The 15,193-nt window shown below is 65.6% G+C and carries 12 protein-coding genes; 2 read left to right on the top strand and 10 right to left on the bottom strand.

Features of this window, described 5'->3' with window-relative positions:
* Positions 1–204 precede the first annotated feature (204 nt).
* Complete coding sequence (locus JN302_RS06240) at positions 205–2,112, bottom strand: propionyl-CoA synthetase (RefSeq protein ID WP_202332327.1); 1,908 nt, start codon at positions 2,110–2,112, stop codon at positions 205–207.
* A gap of 262 nt (positions 2,113–2,374) precedes the next feature.
* Here JN302_RS06240 and JN302_RS06235 point away from each other — a divergent pair, with 262 nt between their 5' ends.
* Complete coding sequence (locus tag JN302_RS06235; protein WP_202310781.1) at positions 2,375–2,536, top strand: hypothetical protein; 162 nt, start codon at positions 2,375–2,377, stop codon at positions 2,534–2,536.
* Positions 2,537–2,780: 244 nt separating this feature from the next.
* Here the strand turns inward: JN302_RS06235 and JN302_RS06230 are convergent, their stop codons facing one another.
* The 5 genes from JN302_RS06230 to JN302_RS06210 all read right to left on the bottom strand — a co-directional run bounded on the left by JN302_RS06230 (position 2,781) and on the right by JN302_RS06210 (position 10,579).
* Positions 2,781–3,506, bottom strand: a complete 726-nt coding sequence (locus JN302_RS06230; protein ID WP_202332326.1) for an SGNH/GDSL hydrolase family protein — start codon at positions 3,504–3,506, stop codon at positions 2,781–2,783.
* A gap of 80 nt (positions 3,507–3,586) precedes the next feature.
* A complete protein-coding gene (locus JN302_RS06225) occupies positions 3,587–4,612 on the bottom strand; it encodes a class I fructose-bisphosphate aldolase (protein ID WP_202310779.1) in 1,026 nt (341 codons plus the stop codon).
* A 137-nt stretch (positions 4,613–4,749) separates the two neighbouring features.
* Positions 4,750–5,946 carry a phosphoglycerate kinase gene (locus tag JN302_RS06220; RefSeq protein WP_202332325.1) on the bottom strand — a complete coding sequence of 399 codons (1,197 nt, stop codon included), beginning with the start codon at positions 5,944–5,946 and terminating at the stop codon, positions 4,750–4,752.
* Positions 5,947–6,094: 148 nt separating this feature from the next.
* Entirely contained in the window at positions 6,095–7,939 is a 1,845-nt protein-coding gene (locus JN302_RS06215; protein ID WP_202332324.1) for a potassium/proton antiporter, read from the bottom strand.
* 141 nt (positions 7,940–8,080) lie between these two features.
* The gene (locus JN302_RS06210; protein WP_202332323.1) at positions 8,081–10,579 is read right to left on the bottom strand and encodes a putative bifunctional diguanylate cyclase/phosphodiesterase; all 2,499 of its coding nucleotides are present in this window, start codon (positions 10,577–10,579) and stop codon (positions 8,081–8,083) included.
* A 327-nt stretch (positions 10,580–10,906) separates the two neighbouring features.
* Between JN302_RS06210 and JN302_RS06205 the strand changes: the two genes are divergently transcribed.
* Complete coding sequence (locus tag JN302_RS06205) at positions 10,907–11,818, top strand: alpha/beta fold hydrolase (RefSeq protein ID WP_202310775.1); 912 nt, start codon at positions 10,907–10,909, stop codon at positions 11,816–11,818.
* 106 nt (positions 11,819–11,924) lie between these two features.
* Here the strand turns inward: JN302_RS06205 and rpsP are convergent, their stop codons facing one another.
* From rpsP to JN302_RS06185, 4 genes are all read right to left on the bottom strand, one after another.
* Positions 11,925–12,302 carry a 30S ribosomal protein S16 gene (gene rpsP / locus JN302_RS06200; RefSeq protein ID WP_202310773.1) on the bottom strand — a complete coding sequence of 126 codons (378 nt, stop codon included), beginning with the start codon at positions 12,300–12,302 and terminating at the stop codon, positions 11,925–11,927.
* 32 nt (positions 12,303–12,334) lie between these two features.
* Complete coding sequence (locus JN302_RS06195; protein ID WP_202310772.1) at positions 12,335–12,661, bottom strand: chorismate mutase; 327 nt, start codon at positions 12,659–12,661, stop codon at positions 12,335–12,337.
* 10 nt (positions 12,662–12,671) lie between these two features.
* The gene (gene ffh / locus JN302_RS06190) at positions 12,672–14,258 is read right to left on the bottom strand and encodes a signal recognition particle protein (protein WP_202332322.1); all 1,587 of its coding nucleotides are present in this window, start codon (positions 14,256–14,258) and stop codon (positions 12,672–12,674) included.
* A gap of 254 nt (positions 14,259–14,512) precedes the next feature.
* Positions 14,513–15,052, bottom strand: coding sequence for a TetR/AcrR family transcriptional regulator (locus JN302_RS06185; protein WP_202332321.1), 540 nt, complete (start codon positions 15,050–15,052; stop codon positions 14,513–14,515).
* Between the last annotated feature and the right edge of the window lie 141 nt (positions 15,053–15,193).

Here is a 15,193-nt window from a genome sequence, read left to right as displayed (position 1 = left end):
AGACTGTCAACAACCATTTCTCCCTTTTTTGAACTTTTTGCGACGATACCCCCTTAACCCTTCGTAACCCGACCAGTTTCCATCCAAACCCCAAAACCAGCCCGAAAACACGAATCCCTACAACGACATACCAGGCGGACAGGAAAGCAGGCCCGTTAACCAAATGAAGCCCGGACAGGCTGGAGAGGGCAGGGCCGGCGCGGATCAGACGCCGATGCCGCGCGTAGCCAAGGCCTGCGTGATCTCGTCGAGAATAGCCGGATCGTCGATGGTGGCCGGCATCGCCCAAGCCTCCTTGTCGGCGATCTTCTGCATGGTACCGCGCAGGATCTTGCCCGATCGGGTCTTCGGCAGCCGCTTGATCGTCACCACCAGCTTGAACGCGGCGACGGGACCGATTCGCTCGCGCACCAAGGCCACCACTTCGCGCTCGATTTCGGCGATGTCGCGCGTCACGCCTGAGTTCAGCACCACGAAGCCGCAGGGGATCTGCCCCTTCATCGCATCGGCGATACCGATGACCGCGCATTCGGCGACATCGGGATGCTCGGCCAGCACCTCCTCCATCGCCCCGGTCGACAGGCGGTGCCCGGCGACATTGATGATGTCGTCGGTGCGCGCCATGATGAAGAGATAACCGTCGTCATCGACATAGCCGGCATCCGCGGTCTTGTAGTAGCCGGGGAACTCCGCGAGATAGGCGTCGTGGAACCGCTTGTCGGCATTCCACAGAGTGGGCAGGCAGCCGGGCGGCAAAGGCAACTTCAGGACGACATTGCCGAGTGTATTGCGCGCCACCTCATGGCCGGCATCGTCGAGCACCCGCACATCGAAACCGGGCATCGGCACGCAGGGCGAACCGTATTTCACAGGCAACATGCCGAGCCCTACCGGATTCTGGCTGATCGGGTGGCCAGTCTCCGTCTGCCACCAATGATCGATCACGGGCACGCCGAGCTTCTGCTCGGCCCATCTGATGGTTTCGGGGTCGGCCCGTTCGCCCGCCAGGAAGAGAGTGCGGAACCGGGACAGATCATGTTTGCTGACGAACTCGCCCTTGGGGTCTTCCTTCTTGATGGCGCGGAATGCGGTCGGCGCGGTGAACAGGGCCACTACGCCATGGTCGGCGATCACCCGCCAAAAGGTGCCGGCATCGGGCGTGCCGACCGGCTTGCCCTCGAACAGGATCGTGGTGCAGCCATGCAGGAGCGGGGCATAGACGATATAGGAATGGCCGACCACCCAGCCGACATCGGACGCGGCCCAGAACACCTCGCCCGGTGCGACGCCGAATTCGTTCTGCATCGACCATTTGAGCGCCACCATATGCCCGCCATTGTCGCGCACCACACCCTTTGGCTGGCCGGTCGTTCCCGACGTATAGAGCACGTAAAGCGGATCGGTCGCGGCAACGGGCACGCATGGCACGTCGGTTCCGGAGGCCTTGGCCGCGCTCACCGCATCGGCATAGTCGATGTCGCGGCCGGGGACAGTGTCGCAGGCAAGCTGCGGCCGCTGCAGGATGAGGCAGCTGGCGGGTTTGTGGCCGGCGAGGTCGATGGCGCCGTCGAGCAGGGGTTTGTAGGCGACCACCCGGCCGGGCTCCAGGCCGCAGGACGCGGAGATGATGAGCTTCGGGCGGGCATCGTCGATGCGGGTGGCGAGCTCCTTGGCGGCAAAGCCGCCGAACACGACCGAATGCACGGCACCGAGCCGGGCGCAGGCCAGCATGGCGATCGCGGCCTCCGCCACCATGGGCATATAGATGATGACGCGGTCACCCTTCTCCACGCCGAGCTTGGCCAACACCGCGGCGAGCGCCACGATCTCGGCCTTCAGCTCGGCATAGGTGAAACGCGTCATGGTGCCGGTGACGGCACTGTCATGGACCAGCGCGATCTGATCGGCGCGGCCGCCCTCGACATGACGATCGACGGCGTTGAAGCAGGTGTTGCATTCGGCACCGGCGAACCAGTGCCCATAGACGCCGGCCGGCGCGTCGAAGACCTTGTCCCAGCGCCGGAACCAGTCGATATCCTCCGCCGCCTTCGCCCAGAAACCTTCCGGATCGCTTTGCCAGCCGGCATAAACTTCGTGATAGCGGGACGCCATGATGTCACCCTCCCCAGGAACATTGGCCCAAGCGGCATTCGTCTACCGCATCGGCCCGAAAATCGTATGCGATTTTCGGAAAGCACGATGCGTCGACCCAAAGCTATAGAGCGTCCTTTGCGCGTCCAAGTGGACGCGCGGCGCTCTATGCCGTTTTAGCCACCTCCCCCCGCGCGCGTCCATCTGACTTTATGACGAGCCCGTCGTGCGAAATTCCTCATCTCCGCTTTGACAGGAGCGAGCCGGCCTGCTCAATGGCCTCATGACCAAGGCCCTTTCCCTGCTTATCCTCGCGTTGATGGCCGTGCAGCTGATCAAGCCGCTCGGCCTGCCAGGTCTCAGGCAGCGCCGCGATTTCTGGAAACTCGCCGTATTGGCGCTCGGCGCGATTTCGCTGACCGTCATCCTCAGCCACGCTCAATAGCGTGGGCTTCAGACGCCGGCGCGGCCCATCCGGGCCGATTGAAGCGCCGCGCGTCCGTTTGGACGCGCAAAGGACGCTCCAGCACTTTGAGCCAACGCATCGTGCTTTCCGAAAATCGTGCACGATTTTCGGGCCGATGCGGTAGCTTTCGCGCCAACAGGCGTGGGCCACGCGGTCGCGCGCTCCAGCAGTCGATTTCATCGACCGCTGGTAGACCGAGGTGTTGCCCGGCAGAGCCGGCGTCTTACTCCAGACGTTCGGCCAAGACGAGATCCGCTATGTGCTCGGCCCAGGCGCGATAACCGGCTGCCGAAGCGTGGAAACCATCGGTCGAGAAGCCGGCCTGCGGATCGAGGATTGGCAGCCGCGAGGCCGGCACGGCGCCGCGTTCATGGCACAGCCGCGCGCCCATGCGGTTGATCTCGCCGGCACGGATCTCAAGGATGCGTCCGAGCAGCGGCGGCAAGGCCGGGACGCGGGTGAACTCCACCACCGGCGACCAGACCACCCGCGCTTCCGGCCATTTGGCGCGCAACGCATAGAGCAATCCGCCAAATTCTTTCTTGAAACGCGACACGGTGTGGAAATTCTTGGTGTCGTTTGTGCCGACCGACAGCACGATATGGGTCCAGGGATCGGCAGAAAGATTTGGCAGGACGTGGTCGCGGATCTGCCCGGCGGTGGCGGAGTTGAATCCGGCTGCGCGCCAGCGCACGGCGCGGCCGGTGCGTTCAACAAGAATCAGCGAGAGCTGATGGGCGAGCCCATCCTCCGACCGGCCGATACCGACCGAGGCGGCGGACGAATCACCCAGTACCAGCAATGACAGCGGTGGCTCGTCGCCTTCGACCTGGTGCATCACCGGCCCTTCGGCCGGCAGCATGCGCTCGGTGCGGCGGCGGACGCCGAGCCCCTGCCAGACATAGGCGGGGAAAGCCAGCCAAGTTAGGATTCCAGACAAACGGAACATAGCGGTTTCATAGGGCTGGTACCGCTAAAGAAAAAGCCCCGGCGGTGCGGGGCTTTCTCTTTCGAAACATTCGGAGGCGATCAGGCGGCCTTTTCGAGGCTCTCCTGCCACTTGCCGAGCGCGGCCAGGCCGTTCATTTGCGCGCGGTGCGCGAAAGCGCGCTGCCCGGCAGGCACATTCTCGGCCTTGCCCGACCAGGCCTTCTGCGGTGCGGCCTGCAGGGCGCGGCCATAGGAGAAGGTCAGCTTCCAGGGATGCGGGCCGATGGCGTTGATGGCGTTGAGGTTGGCGGTCGCCTCCTCGTCGGACTGGCCGCCCGACAGGAAGGCGATGCCGGGCACAGCGACCGGGACCGTCTCGCGGAAGACGCGGATGGTCTTCTCGGCCACTTGCTCGGGGCTGTCCTTCTTGCCCGACTTCTTGCCCGATATGATCATGTTGGGCTTCAGTACCGTGCCTTCGAGCACGACGCGGGCGGCGTAGAGCTCTTCGTAGAGCTTCATCAGCGTCGCCCTTGTGACGTCGTAGCAGGTGTCGATGTCGTGGGCGCCATCCATCAGCACCTCCGGCTCGACGATCGGCACGATCTTCGCTTCCTGGCAGAGCGCGGCATAGCGGGCCAGCGCATGGCAGTTGGCGGCGATCGAGGTGGCCGAGGGCACGTTGGCGCCGACGTCGATGTCGATCACTGCCCGCCATTTGGCGAAGCGCGCGCCGAGACCATAATATTCGGCGAGACGCTCGCGCAGGCCGTCGAGACCTTCGGTGACGGTGTCGCCGGGGAAACCGGCCAGGGGCTTGGCGCCCTGGTCGACCTTGATGCCGGGGATAGCGCCCGTGGCCTTGATCAGATCGACCAGCGGCGTGCCGTCGGCGGCCTTCTGGCGGATCGTCTCGTCATAGAGGATGACGCCGGAGATGTTGTTCTTCATGGCGTCGGTGGCGCGGAACAGCATCTCGCGATAGTCGCGGCGGTTGTCGGCGGTCGATTCCACGCCGATCGCGTCGAAGCGCTTCTTGATCGTTCCGGAGCTTTCGTCGGCCGCCAGAATGCCCTTGCCGTCGGCAACCATCGCCGCGGCGATGTCTTCAAGACGTTCGCTCATCTTCTTCTCCTGTTTCAGCGTCCATCAGGCGCATAGCAGAACAGAATTGCGGACGAAATGCCGCGCGAACAGTCGAATCGATTGAAAGAATTACAATCGATTCGAGTGATCCAAGACTGGCACCGTGGAGCCGGAGTTTATGCTTTCAACACCTCGACACCAGGCAATTCCTTGCCCTCCATCCATTCCAGGAAAGCGCCGCCGGCCGTCGAGACATAGGTGAAGTCGTCGGCGACACCGGCGTGGTTGAGCGCGGCAACCGTGTCGCCGCCACCGGCGACCGACACCAGCGTGCCCTCGCGCGTACGCTGTGCCGCATGCCGCGCGGCCGACACCGTCGCCTTGTCGAAGGGCTCGATCTCGAAGGCGCCGAGCGGCCCGTTCCACACCACGGTCCTGGCCCGGTCGATCCACTGCGTGACGGTTTCGATCGTCTTCGGCCCGACATCGAGGATCATCGCATCCTCGGGCACCTTGTCGACCGGCACCACCTCGTTGGCCGCACCCGCCTTGAATTCCCGGGCTATCACGGCGTCGGACGGCAGGATGATGGCGCAGCCCGCGGTCGCCGCCTCGATCATGATCTGCCTGGCGGTGCGGGCGAGATCGTGCTCGCAGAGCGACTTGCCGACGGACGTGCCGCGCGCAGCAAGAAAGGTGTTGGCCATGCCGCCGCCGATGACCAGCGCATCGACCTTCTTCACCAGGTTCATCAGGAGGTCGATCTTGGTCGAGACCTTCGCCCCGCCGACGATGGCGACAACAGGGCGCACCGGGCTGCCGAGTCCTTGCTCCAGCGCCTCGAGCTCGGCCTGCATCGTGCGGCCCGCGCAGGCCGGCAGAAGCCTGGCCAGGCCTTCGGTCGAGGCATGGGCGCGATGCGCGGCCGAGAAGGCGTCGTTGACGAAGATGTCGCCATTGACGGCGAGCGCCTCAGTGAAGGCCGGATCGTTCTTCTCCTCGCCCTTGTGGAAGCGGGTGTTCTCGAGCAGCAGGATCTCGCCGTCCTTCAAGGCGCCGACGGCGGCAGCCGCCTTGTCCCCGATGCAGTCGGCCGCGAAGTCGACGGGACGGTCGATGACCTCGGACGTGGCCCGCGCGATCGGCTCCAGCGAGAATTCCGGCGCCGGCCCGTCCTTCGGCCGGCCGAAATGGGCGAGCAGGACGACCCTGGCGCCCTTGTCGGCGAGCTCGGTAATGGTCGGCGCCACGCGCTCGATTCGGGTCGCGTCGGTGACCTTGCCGTCGGCGACCGGGACGTTGAGATCGACCCGGACGAGCACGCGCTTGCCCTTCACATCGCCGATCGCGTCGAGCGTCCTGAACCCTGCCATCGCGTCATCCCTCTTCTTGAGAACTGGCTGGAGAAATCCGCGGGACCTTAACGCGGTGGCCCCGCGATGCAAGAAAGAATGATGGAGGCCTCACCAGCGGTCGTGGGCCACGCGGTCGCGCGCTCCAACGCTCTGTCGACCATCGGTATCAAGCATCGTCCTTTGCCGGCTGCGATTTGCGCGGGGCCCTTTTGCGCAGGCGGGAAAAGAGCTCCCACAGGCGGTCGCGCGCCTCGGACGCGCTGAGGTAGAACGGCACCGCCGGCGGCGGGGCCGCGGGCTCGACCGACAGGCCGATCGCAGTGACGCGGCCCTTGTCGTCGACGTCGCGCACGATCAACTCGATCGGCCCGAGCGAGACACGGTCGCCATATTCCGCCCGGCCGCCGAGCCGCTCCTTGATGAGCCCCTCGATGGTGAGCTTGCGCTCGGCTTCCGTCAATTCAGGGCCATAGGCGGCTGTCAGCTCTTCGGCGGGCCGGGCCGGATCGATGGCGAAGGCGCCGAAGAAATCCTCGTCCTCGGGATCGACCTCGGCTCGGCTGGCGAAGAGCCGGTCGAGCAAGCGGGGATAACGGTCAGGAACGAAGATATAGACATGATCGCCGGCGGCGAGGCGCCCCATATCCTGGAAACGCATGGAGCGGCCCTCGCGCACCACCAGCGACGGCCGCGCCCATCTTGGGATGCGCTGGCCCCGCGCCACCGGACTGCCGGGGACCACGGTATAGGCGAGCAGCTCGTGATGCGCCGAGCCGGGCAGCTCGAGCTCGACCTTGTTCAGCGGCCCGAGCCGCGCCGGCACAATGAGACCGAGGCGCCGGGCGACCGGGCCGATCGTCCAGCCCTGCACGACGAGAGATACGAGCACGATGATGAAGGCCGTGTTGAAGATCATCCGCCCGTGCTCCAATCCGCCGAGCAGGGGCGTGATCGCCAGAAGGATGGATACCGCGCCGCGTAGCCCGACCCAGGAGATGAAAGCGGTCTCGTTGCGCGGGTAGCTGAACGGAAAGAGGCAGAGCCAGACCGCCATCGGCCTGGCGACCAGGATCAGGAACAAGCCGAGCACGATCGCCGGCAGCAGGATCGACCCGAACTGCGACGGAGTGGCGAACAGGCCGAGCACCAGAAACATGATGATCTGGGCGAGCCAGCTCATGCCGTCCTGGAAACGTTTCAGCGTGGTGACGGCGCGGATCTGCGAGTTTCCGGCGACGAGGCCGGCGACATAGACTGCCAGGAAACCGGAGCCGCCGATAGCGCCGGCGCCGGCGAAGACGAGCAGCGACAGCGTCAGCACGAAGATCGGCAGCAGACCCTGGTCGAGGTTGAGCCACTCGACCAGGCGGACGATCGCCATGCCGCCCAGGAAGCCGACCGCGGCGCCGATGCCCATCTGCATGACGAAACCGGCGAGGATATCGAGCAGCAGCACCTCGGCTTCCGGATCGGCGCCGATGGCGATGACTTCCACGAGCGTGATGGTGAGAAAGATGGCGATCGGATCGTTGCTGCCGGATTCGATCTCGAGGGTGGAGCGCACGCGGTCGCGTATGTGCAGGTTGCCGGCGCGAAGAAGGAAGAACACGGCGGCCGCATCCGTCGACGCCACGGCCGAGCCGAGCAGGAACGACTCCAGCCAGTTGAGGTCGGTCAGATAGTAGGCGGCAACACCGAAAGCCAGGGTCGTGATGACGACGCCGAAAGTGGCAAGGGATAAGGCGGGCAGCGACGCCTGGCGCAAGGCGGCGACCGGCGTTCCGAAGCCGGAGTCGAACAGGATCACGGCGAGCGCGAGCGAGCCGACGAAATAGGCGAAGCTGGCATTGTCGAATTCGATGCCGAGCCCGTCGGTGCCGGTCGCCAGACCGATACCGAGGAAGAGGAGCAAAAGCGGTGCGCCGAAACGGAAGGCGATCAGGCTCGAAAACGCGGCGGCAAGGACAAGGGCCGTGCCCACCAGCGTCACGAGATAGATCGACTGGTCCATGCGCCCCTCATAGCCGATTGTTCCACCCTGCGTCGCGGCAGAGTGCGGCAAAGACAAGGCGATCACCCTGCAAAATGTGCATGAGGCGCCGGGGGTTGGTGATTTTCCTTAGCCGATTGCTGCCCCGGAGATCGGCAGTCTTCACGCGACCAACGATACGTCGTCGAAAAACGCTCCGATGATGCCTGCGACATCGTCGCGTGCCACCGGCGGACTGAACAGATATCCCTGCAGCTCACCGCAATTCTCGTTTCGCAACGCCTCGAGTTGCGCCACCGTCTCCACCCCTTCCGCGGTCGTGTCGATGCCCAGGCTGGCGCCGAGGCCGATGATGGCGCGCACGATGGCAAGCGATTCGGGGCTTTCGTCGATCTCGCGCACGAAGGAACGGTCGATCTTCAGCCGGTTGAACGGGAAGCGCCTGACATAGCTCAGGCTGGAGTAGCCCGTGCCGAAATCGTCGAGGGCGACACGCACGCCGCGGCCCCGGAGCTGGCTGAGGGTCGCCAGATTGGCGCTGGTGTCGGCGAGCAGCACCGTTTCGGTGATCTCGATCTCGAGCCGCCCGGGCTCGAGCCCCGTGAGGGCGAGCGCCATGTCGACGGTGTCGACCAGCTCCCCCTTGCGGAACTGCACGGGCGAGACATTGACCGCCACGACCAGAGGCGCGGGCCAGGCAGCGGCCTGGCGGCAAGCCTCGAGCAGGACCCAGCGGCCGATGTCGTCGATCATGCCCGTCTCCTCGGCGATCGGGATGAAATCGGCCGGCGAAACCAGGCCGCGGCGAGGGTTGCGCCAGCGCAGCAAGGCCTCGAAACCGCGCAGCCGGCCGGTCTTGACCGCGACGATCGGCTGATAATGGACCTCGAATTCGCTCTCGATCCGGGCGGCGCGCAACTCCATCTCCAGGGCGCGGCGTTCGCGGTGCTGCCGGTCCATCTCGCGTTCGAAAAAGCGGAATGTGCCTCGGCCGGATTCCTTGGCGCGATAGAGCGCCAGGTCGGCGCAGCGCAGCAGCTCCTCGGTGTCGACCGCATCGTCGGGCGCCAGCGCCACGCCGATGCTTGCACCCACCGACACCGCCGCTCCCTCGATCCGCTGGATCGAGGCAAGCTCGTGGAGGATCCTGGTTGCGAGGCCTTCGGCCTCGCGCCTCGTGCCGGCATCGGGCAGGAGGATCGCGAACTCGTCACCGCCGAGCCGCGCGACCACGTCGCTCCGGCGCACCAGATTGCGCAGGCGCGTGGCGGCCTCGATCAGCAGCGCATCGCCCGCCGCGTGGCCGAGCGTGTCGTTGACCGTCTTGAAGTCGTCGAGGTCGACCAGGATCACGCCGAAGCCGCGGTTGTCGCGGGCCAGTCCGCCCGCAGCCCGTTCGAGTTCGCGCGTGAACACGGTGCGGTTCGAGATGCCGGTCAGCGGGTCGTGATGGGCGAGATAGGTCACATGCGCCTCGGTGCGCTTGCGCTCGGTGATGTCGACGATGGTCGACAACACCGCGGGCGCGCCGTCGACCATGATCTCGCGGGCATATTCTATGACGTCGATGATGCGGCCGTCGGCGGTGCGGTGGCGCGACACGCTTTCGCGGTCCTCGGCGCCGTCGATGCGAATATCGGCGAGAGCCCGCGCAAGGAAGTCGGACCGCGCGTGGCCGTAGAGACGCAGTGCCGCCTCGTTGACGTCGAGAAAGCCGGAGGCGCCGCGCGCCCTGACATACATCGGAGCCGGATTATCGTGGAACAGCGAGCGGAACAGTGTCTCGCGGGCCTTGAGGTCGCGCACGTCGGTCAGCGTGACGGCCAGCACGCCGTCGGCGACCGCCACGCCGACCTGCAGGACCATGCTGCTTCCGGCGAGTTCATAGGCGAGCTCGAAATTCGTCAGGCGGCCGCCCGCGACAGCCCGCGCCAGGACGGCGGGGTTCTCCCTGATCCCGATCCTGCGAAGCGCGTCGGACAAAAGCGTGAACTGCAGGGTATCGACGGTGGAGCCGAGGAAACGGGCCGCCGCCTCATTGATGCTCAGAATGCAGAAATCTTCGGACGTGCCGGCGGCCAATTCGATCGGGCTCAACGCGACGATGCCTTCCTGGGTGGAATTGATGAGCAGTTTCGCCAGATTGAACTGGCTCTTCCGCGGCCGCAGGAACAGCAGGAAATATTCTCCGGGCCAGCGGCAGGAAAGCGGCAGCGCGATGATTTCGATCGTGGAGACCTTGCCGTCGACGAGCCAACGGCAGACGGCGAGACGCGGCTCGCGGGCGGAGCGCGCCTGGTCTATCGCCGAGCCGATCGAAAGCGTGAAGACATGGGGCAGTTCGCCGAGGCTCTGCGAACTGTGCCTGAGACCGACCACGGTCCGGAACCGCTGACCGGCGCGCAGCACGCAGTGGTTCGCATCGCCATCGCGGCGGATGACGGCGACTTCGTCCGCGAAGCGGCCGATGCTGCCGAGCGTCATCTCCTCATAGGGCGGCAACGCGTCGCCGACCCGGGCCGCCTGCCAGCGACGCAGCATCAACCGCACGTCGTCGAACTCGGTCTCGACCGCGATCGCCGGCTCGAGGGCCGGACTTGCCGACGCCGGCTCGCCGCCGGCGAAGACTTCTGATGACAAGGGTCCGATAGAGGTAGGCATGCGACAGCAATCCGAATTCCGGCCCGGGCGGAGGCGCGATGCCGGCAAGCCCGGCCTCGGTGCCGCGAACGGCCCGAAACTTCCATGGAGATGCCGCGCTGGCCGGCCCGACAGTCGGGCATCATGCCTGCACGCCGTATCGGCAATGCACTGTCGCGAAGGGAAGCTAGCGGAGCGCATCTTACCAAGCGCTTAAGCCGCCTGTCACCGTTGCGTCACATCGTGGAGCGGGCAGGAACCGGCGGCGGCCGGACCGCCATTCGACGTTTGAACTTGCCGCCGGTCGGTGCGACCAATGCTTGTCTGTCACCAGCGGAGGTCAAAACGATGCGTAATATTCTTCTGGCGGCGGGGATGGCGCTTCAGGTGCTGTCGTCTCCACCGGCCCTGACGAACGCCGCGGCAGCCGAGACGCCGATCCCCGGCCAGGCCGCATGGGCGGACGCCAAGAAGACCGTGAAGCTGGCCAACGGCATCTCGCTCGCTTACGTCGAGATGGGCAATTCCGACGGCAAGCCCACCCTGCTCATCCACGGCTACACCGACAACAGCCGGAGCTGGTCCCTGATTGCGCCTTACCTCAAGGAGCGGCGGCTGATCGCCATCGACCTGCGCGGCCACGGCAAGTCGGATGCGCCGGCATGCTGTTATGCCTATAGCGATCTCGCTGACGACGTCAGCCTGTTCCTCGATGCGGTCGGCGTGGCCAAGGCTGACGTGATCGGCCATTCGCTCGGCTCGCTGACGGCGCAGCTCCTGGCCGCCCAGCATCCCGACAAGGTCGACCAGCTCGTCCTCATCTCCTCGACCACGGCCATCGGCGGCGGTCCGGGCTCGTGGCTATGGGACAACGTCATGCCGCTGACCGCGCCGATCGATCCGGACAGCCAGTTCATGAAGGACTGGTACGCCAACCCCAACCCTGTCGACGAGGATTTCATCACCCGCGAGCGGACGGAGAGCGCCGCCACCCCGATCCCGGTCTGGCGCGGGGTTCTGTGGGGGACGGTGATCAACGACCTCACGCAGATCGCGCCGCTCGTCAAGGCGCCGATGCTGGTGCTGTGGGGCGACCAGGATCCGCTCTTCGACCTGACGCATCAGGAGAAGCTTGAAAAGGCCTATCCTGACGCGCGGTTCGAGGTCTTCGGGGGCGCCGGCCACAACATGTTCTGGGAGTTCCCCGAGAAATCGGCGAAAGTGATCAAGGCCTTCATCGACGCGCCCGCCGAACAATAGGGCGGGTCGCTGGGGAGCGCGCGGCCTGGCAGGCAAGAGAAGCCGCTTGAAACGACAACGGCGGGCAAAGCCCGCCGTTTCGAATGCAAGTGGTTCGACCCCGATATCACTCGCTCGGCGCGGCCGCGGCGGCGAGAGCGGCGGCGGCGTCTTCCTGCGCCTTCTTGATGGCGTCGAGACGCTCCTGCGTCTTCTTGCCGGGCAGGGCCTTGGTCGGGTTCGAGCGGGCGTCGCGCTTGGAGATGCCCGCCTGGTCGAGGAAGCGCAGCACGCGGTCGGTCGGCAGCGCGCCGTTCGACAGCCAGTGCTTGACGCGGTCGGCGTCGAGCTTCACGCGTTCGCCGTCCTTGGGCAGCAGCGGGTTCCACGAGCCGACCGCCTCGATGAAGCGGCCGTCGCGCGGCGAGCGCACGTCGGCGACGACGATGTGATAGTACGGGCGCTTCTTGGAGCCCGCGCGGGCGAGACGGATCTTGAGCGACATGTTTTTCTCCTAAAGGTTCAATCCGTTGCGATTCAGGTGGTTTCGGTGACGCCGTTCGAGGCGGCGATCTGTTCGTGATGGCGGATGACTTCCTTGATCACGAAGTTCAGGAACTTTTCTGCGAAGTCGGGGTCGAGATTGGCATCCTTGGCGAGCTGACGCAGCCGCGCGATCTGATGGGCCTCGCGTGCCGGGTCGGCCGGCGGCAAGCCCTGCGTCGCCTTCAGCACGCCGACGGCCTTGGTGCAGCGGAAGCGCTCGGCCAGCATGTGGATGACGGCCGCGTCGATATTGTCGATCGAGGCTCGATATTCCGCGAGCGCGGCGAGCGCCCTTGCCTTGTCGCCGGCTTCAGTCATCTTCACCCCCTCACTTCTTCTTGCCCAGGCCGGGCAGGCCGCCCAGCCCCGGAAGCTTCATGCCGCCGGGCAGCCCGGGCAATCCGCCGCCCGGAAGACCGCCAGGCAGGCCACCGGGCAGCCCCTTGGGCAGGCCGCCGCCCAGACCGGCCGCCTCCGCCTGCTTCTGCAGAGCTTCGAGCTGCTTCGGATCCATCTTCGACAAGTCGGGCATTCCGCCCATGCCGCCCATGCCGCCGAGACCCATCTTCGAGGCGAGCCCGCCCATCAGGCCGCGCATCATGCCCGCACCCTTGCCCTTGCCGCCCATGGCCTTCATCATGTCGGCCATCTGGCGATGCATCTTGAGCAGCTTGTTGATCTCGGCCGCATCGGTGCCCGAGCCGGCGGCGATGCGCTTCTTGCGGCTGTGCTTGAGGATGTCGGGATTGGCGCGCTCGGCCTTTGTCATCGACGATATGATGGCGAGCTGACGCTTGAACATCCTGTCGTCGAGGCCGGCGGCGGCGAGCTGATCCTTCATCTTGCCCATGCCGGGCATCATGCCCATGATCCCGCCCATGCCGCCCATCTTCTGCATCTGGCCAAGCTGATCGGCGAGGTCGTTCAAATCGAACTTTCCCGACTGCATCTTCCTGGCCATCGCCGCGGCCTTTTCCGCGTCGATGGTTTCGGCGGCCTTCTCGACCAGGCTGACGATGTCGCCCATGCCGAGGATGCGGTCGGCGATCCGCTTCGGATGGAACTCCTCCAGCGCATCCATCTTCTCGCCGGTGCCGATCAGCTTGATCGGCTTGCCGGTGACGGCGCGCATGGAGAGCGCCGCGCCACCGCGACCGTCGCCGTCCATGCGGGTCAGGATCAGGCCGGTGATGCCGACACGCTCATCGAAGTTCCTGGCGAGGTTGACGGCGTCCTGGCCGGTCAGCGAATCGGCGACCAGCAGGATCTCATGCGGGTTGGACGCCCGCTTGATTTCGGCCATCTCGGCCATCAGCGGCTCGTCGATATGGGTGCGGCCGGCCGTGTCGAGGATGACGACGTCATGGCCGCCGAGCTTGGCCGCCTGAACGGCGCGCCGCGCGATCTCGACCGGGGACTGGCCGGTGATAATCGGCAGGGTCGGAACCTTGGTCTGCTCGCCGAGCTGGCGCAGCTGCTCCTGCGCGGCGGGGCGGCGCGTATCGAGCGAGGCCATCAGCACGCGCTTGTTCTGGCGCTCCGCCAGACGCTTGGCGATCTTGGCCGACGTGGTGGTCTTGCCCGAGCCCTGGAGGCCGACCATCATGACGACAACAGGGGCAGGCGCGTTGAGGTCGATGGTCTTGCCTTCCGTGCCGAGCATCTCGACGAGCTCGTCATGGACGATCTTGACAACCATCTGGCCGGGCTTGATCGACTTCAGTACGGCGGCGCCGACCGCCTGCTGGCGCACGCGGTCGGTGAAGGAACGCACGACTTCGAGCGCGACGTCGGCCTCGAGCAGCGCGCGGCGGACCTCGCGCAGCGCGGCCGCGACATCGGCTTCCGACAGCGCGCCCCGGCCGGTGAGGCCGTTCAGGATCGAGCCAAGGCGCTCTTGCAGCGATTCAAACATTCGTCATCCTCATTCTCGGCCATCATTGTCGAGACCGAGAGGTAATGCTTTCGCGCCGAAGCTCCAACAGCAAGCCAAGCGCCAAAGCCAAAAAGCACCCGGGGGCGCATCGCGCTGCCGGGTGTTGGCCTCCGGGATCGTTTTGTAGCTCTAGGGCGTCCCGGTCGGCTGCTCGGAGTGGAACTCGTCGCGGATTTCGGGCCGGCTTAGACAGGAAAAGGCTGCCAGAGTCAAGGCAGGCCGCGATTCGCAACCTATCTCAGCGCGGCGTGGAGCACGGCCACGACGCTCTCGCGCTCCTGCCGGGTCAGCATGTCCATGTCGAAGAGCTTCAGGCTGCGCATCCCCTCCAGCGCCAGAAAGACGATGAGCGCGGCGTTTTCGTCGGAGGCGTTGGCCTTCAGCCTGTCGAGCAGAACGCGATTATAGTCCTTGATCGGGGTAATGAAATCCGGGTTCTCGGAGAGTGCGGCGAGCACGCCCTGGGAAGGCGGCTGCTTGCGGGCCAGATCGGCGACGACCAGTTCGAGATAGGCTTCGACCAGCCGGTTCTCCCCGCCGCCATGTTCGCGCTCCGTCTCTGCGAGACTGGCGTCGAACACTTCTATGTAATGTTCGACCAGCGCCTTGAGCAGCCGCGCCTTGCTGGGGAAGTGGTAGAGCAGACCGCCCTTGGACACGCCGGCGCGTTGCGCCACCGCATCGAGCGACAGGTTGGCCGGGCCCAGGTCGCGGGACAGTTCGTCCGCCGCGGCGAGGATCTTCTGTCTTGCACTCTTCTTCCTGCCTTGCATCTACCCCACACTCGACGCGGTCCGCCCGGTTCGGCAGACCGATTCTCACGAATTTGCGATCACCCTGCGACCGTTCGCCAGATATACAGCAATTGACAATACCGTCCAGACGGTACAGTTACGCGGCGTCGGCTCCCGGAT

Source organism: Mesorhizobium sp. L-8-3, from assembly GCF_016756615.1.
Taxonomy (GTDB): Bacteria; Pseudomonadota; Alphaproteobacteria; order Rhizobiales; family Rhizobiaceae.
The sequence above is the reverse complement of the archived record's forward strand: the minus strand, read 5'-3'. Positions and strand labels throughout refer to the sequence as shown.

Bases quoted from the DNA above. Each gene is read 5' to 3' on its own strand.
- JN302_RS06230 (WP_202332326.1), bottom strand. From the start codon at position 3,506: ATGTTCCGTTTGTCTGGAATCCTAACTTGGCTGGCTTTCCCCGCCTAT.
- rpsP (WP_202310773.1), bottom strand. From the start codon at position 12,302: ATGTCGCTCAAGATCCGTCTCGCCCGCGCGGGCTCCAAGAAGCGCCCG.
- JN302_RS06215 (WP_202332324.1), bottom strand. From the start codon at position 7,939: ATGGACCAGTCGATCTATCTCGTGACGCTGGTGGGCACGGCCCTTGTC.
- JN302_RS06210 (WP_202332323.1), bottom strand. From the start codon at position 10,579: ATGCCTACCTCTATCGGACCCTTGTCATCAGAAGTCTTCGCCGGCGGC.
- JN302_RS06225 (WP_202310779.1), bottom strand. From the start codon at position 4,612: ATGAGCGAACGTCTTGAAGACATCGCCGCGGCGATGGTTGCCGACGGC.
- JN302_RS06205 (WP_202310775.1), top strand. From the start codon at position 10,907: ATGCGTAATATTCTTCTGGCGGCGGGGATGGCGCTTCAGGTGCTGTCG.
- JN302_RS06235 (WP_202310781.1), top strand. From the start codon at position 2,375: ATGACCAAGGCCCTTTCCCTGCTTATCCTCGCGTTGATGGCCGTGCAG.
- JN302_RS06195 (WP_202310772.1), bottom strand. From the start codon at position 12,661: ATGACTGAAGCCGGCGACAAGGCAAGGGCGCTCGCCGCGCTCGCGGAA.
- ffh (WP_202332322.1), bottom strand. From the start codon at position 14,258: ATGTTTGAATCGCTGCAAGAGCGCCTTGGCTCGATCCTGAACGGCCTC.
- JN302_RS06220 (WP_202332325.1), bottom strand. From the start codon at position 5,946: ATGGCAGGGTTCAGGACGCTCGACGCGATCGGCGATGTGAAGGGCAAG.
- JN302_RS06185 (WP_202332321.1), bottom strand. From the start codon at position 15,052: ATGCAAGGCAGGAAGAAGAGTGCAAGACAGAAGATCCTCGCCGCGGCG.
- JN302_RS06240 (WP_202332327.1), bottom strand. From the start codon at position 2,112: ATGGCGTCCCGCTATCACGAAGTTTATGCCGGCTGGCAAAGCGATCCG.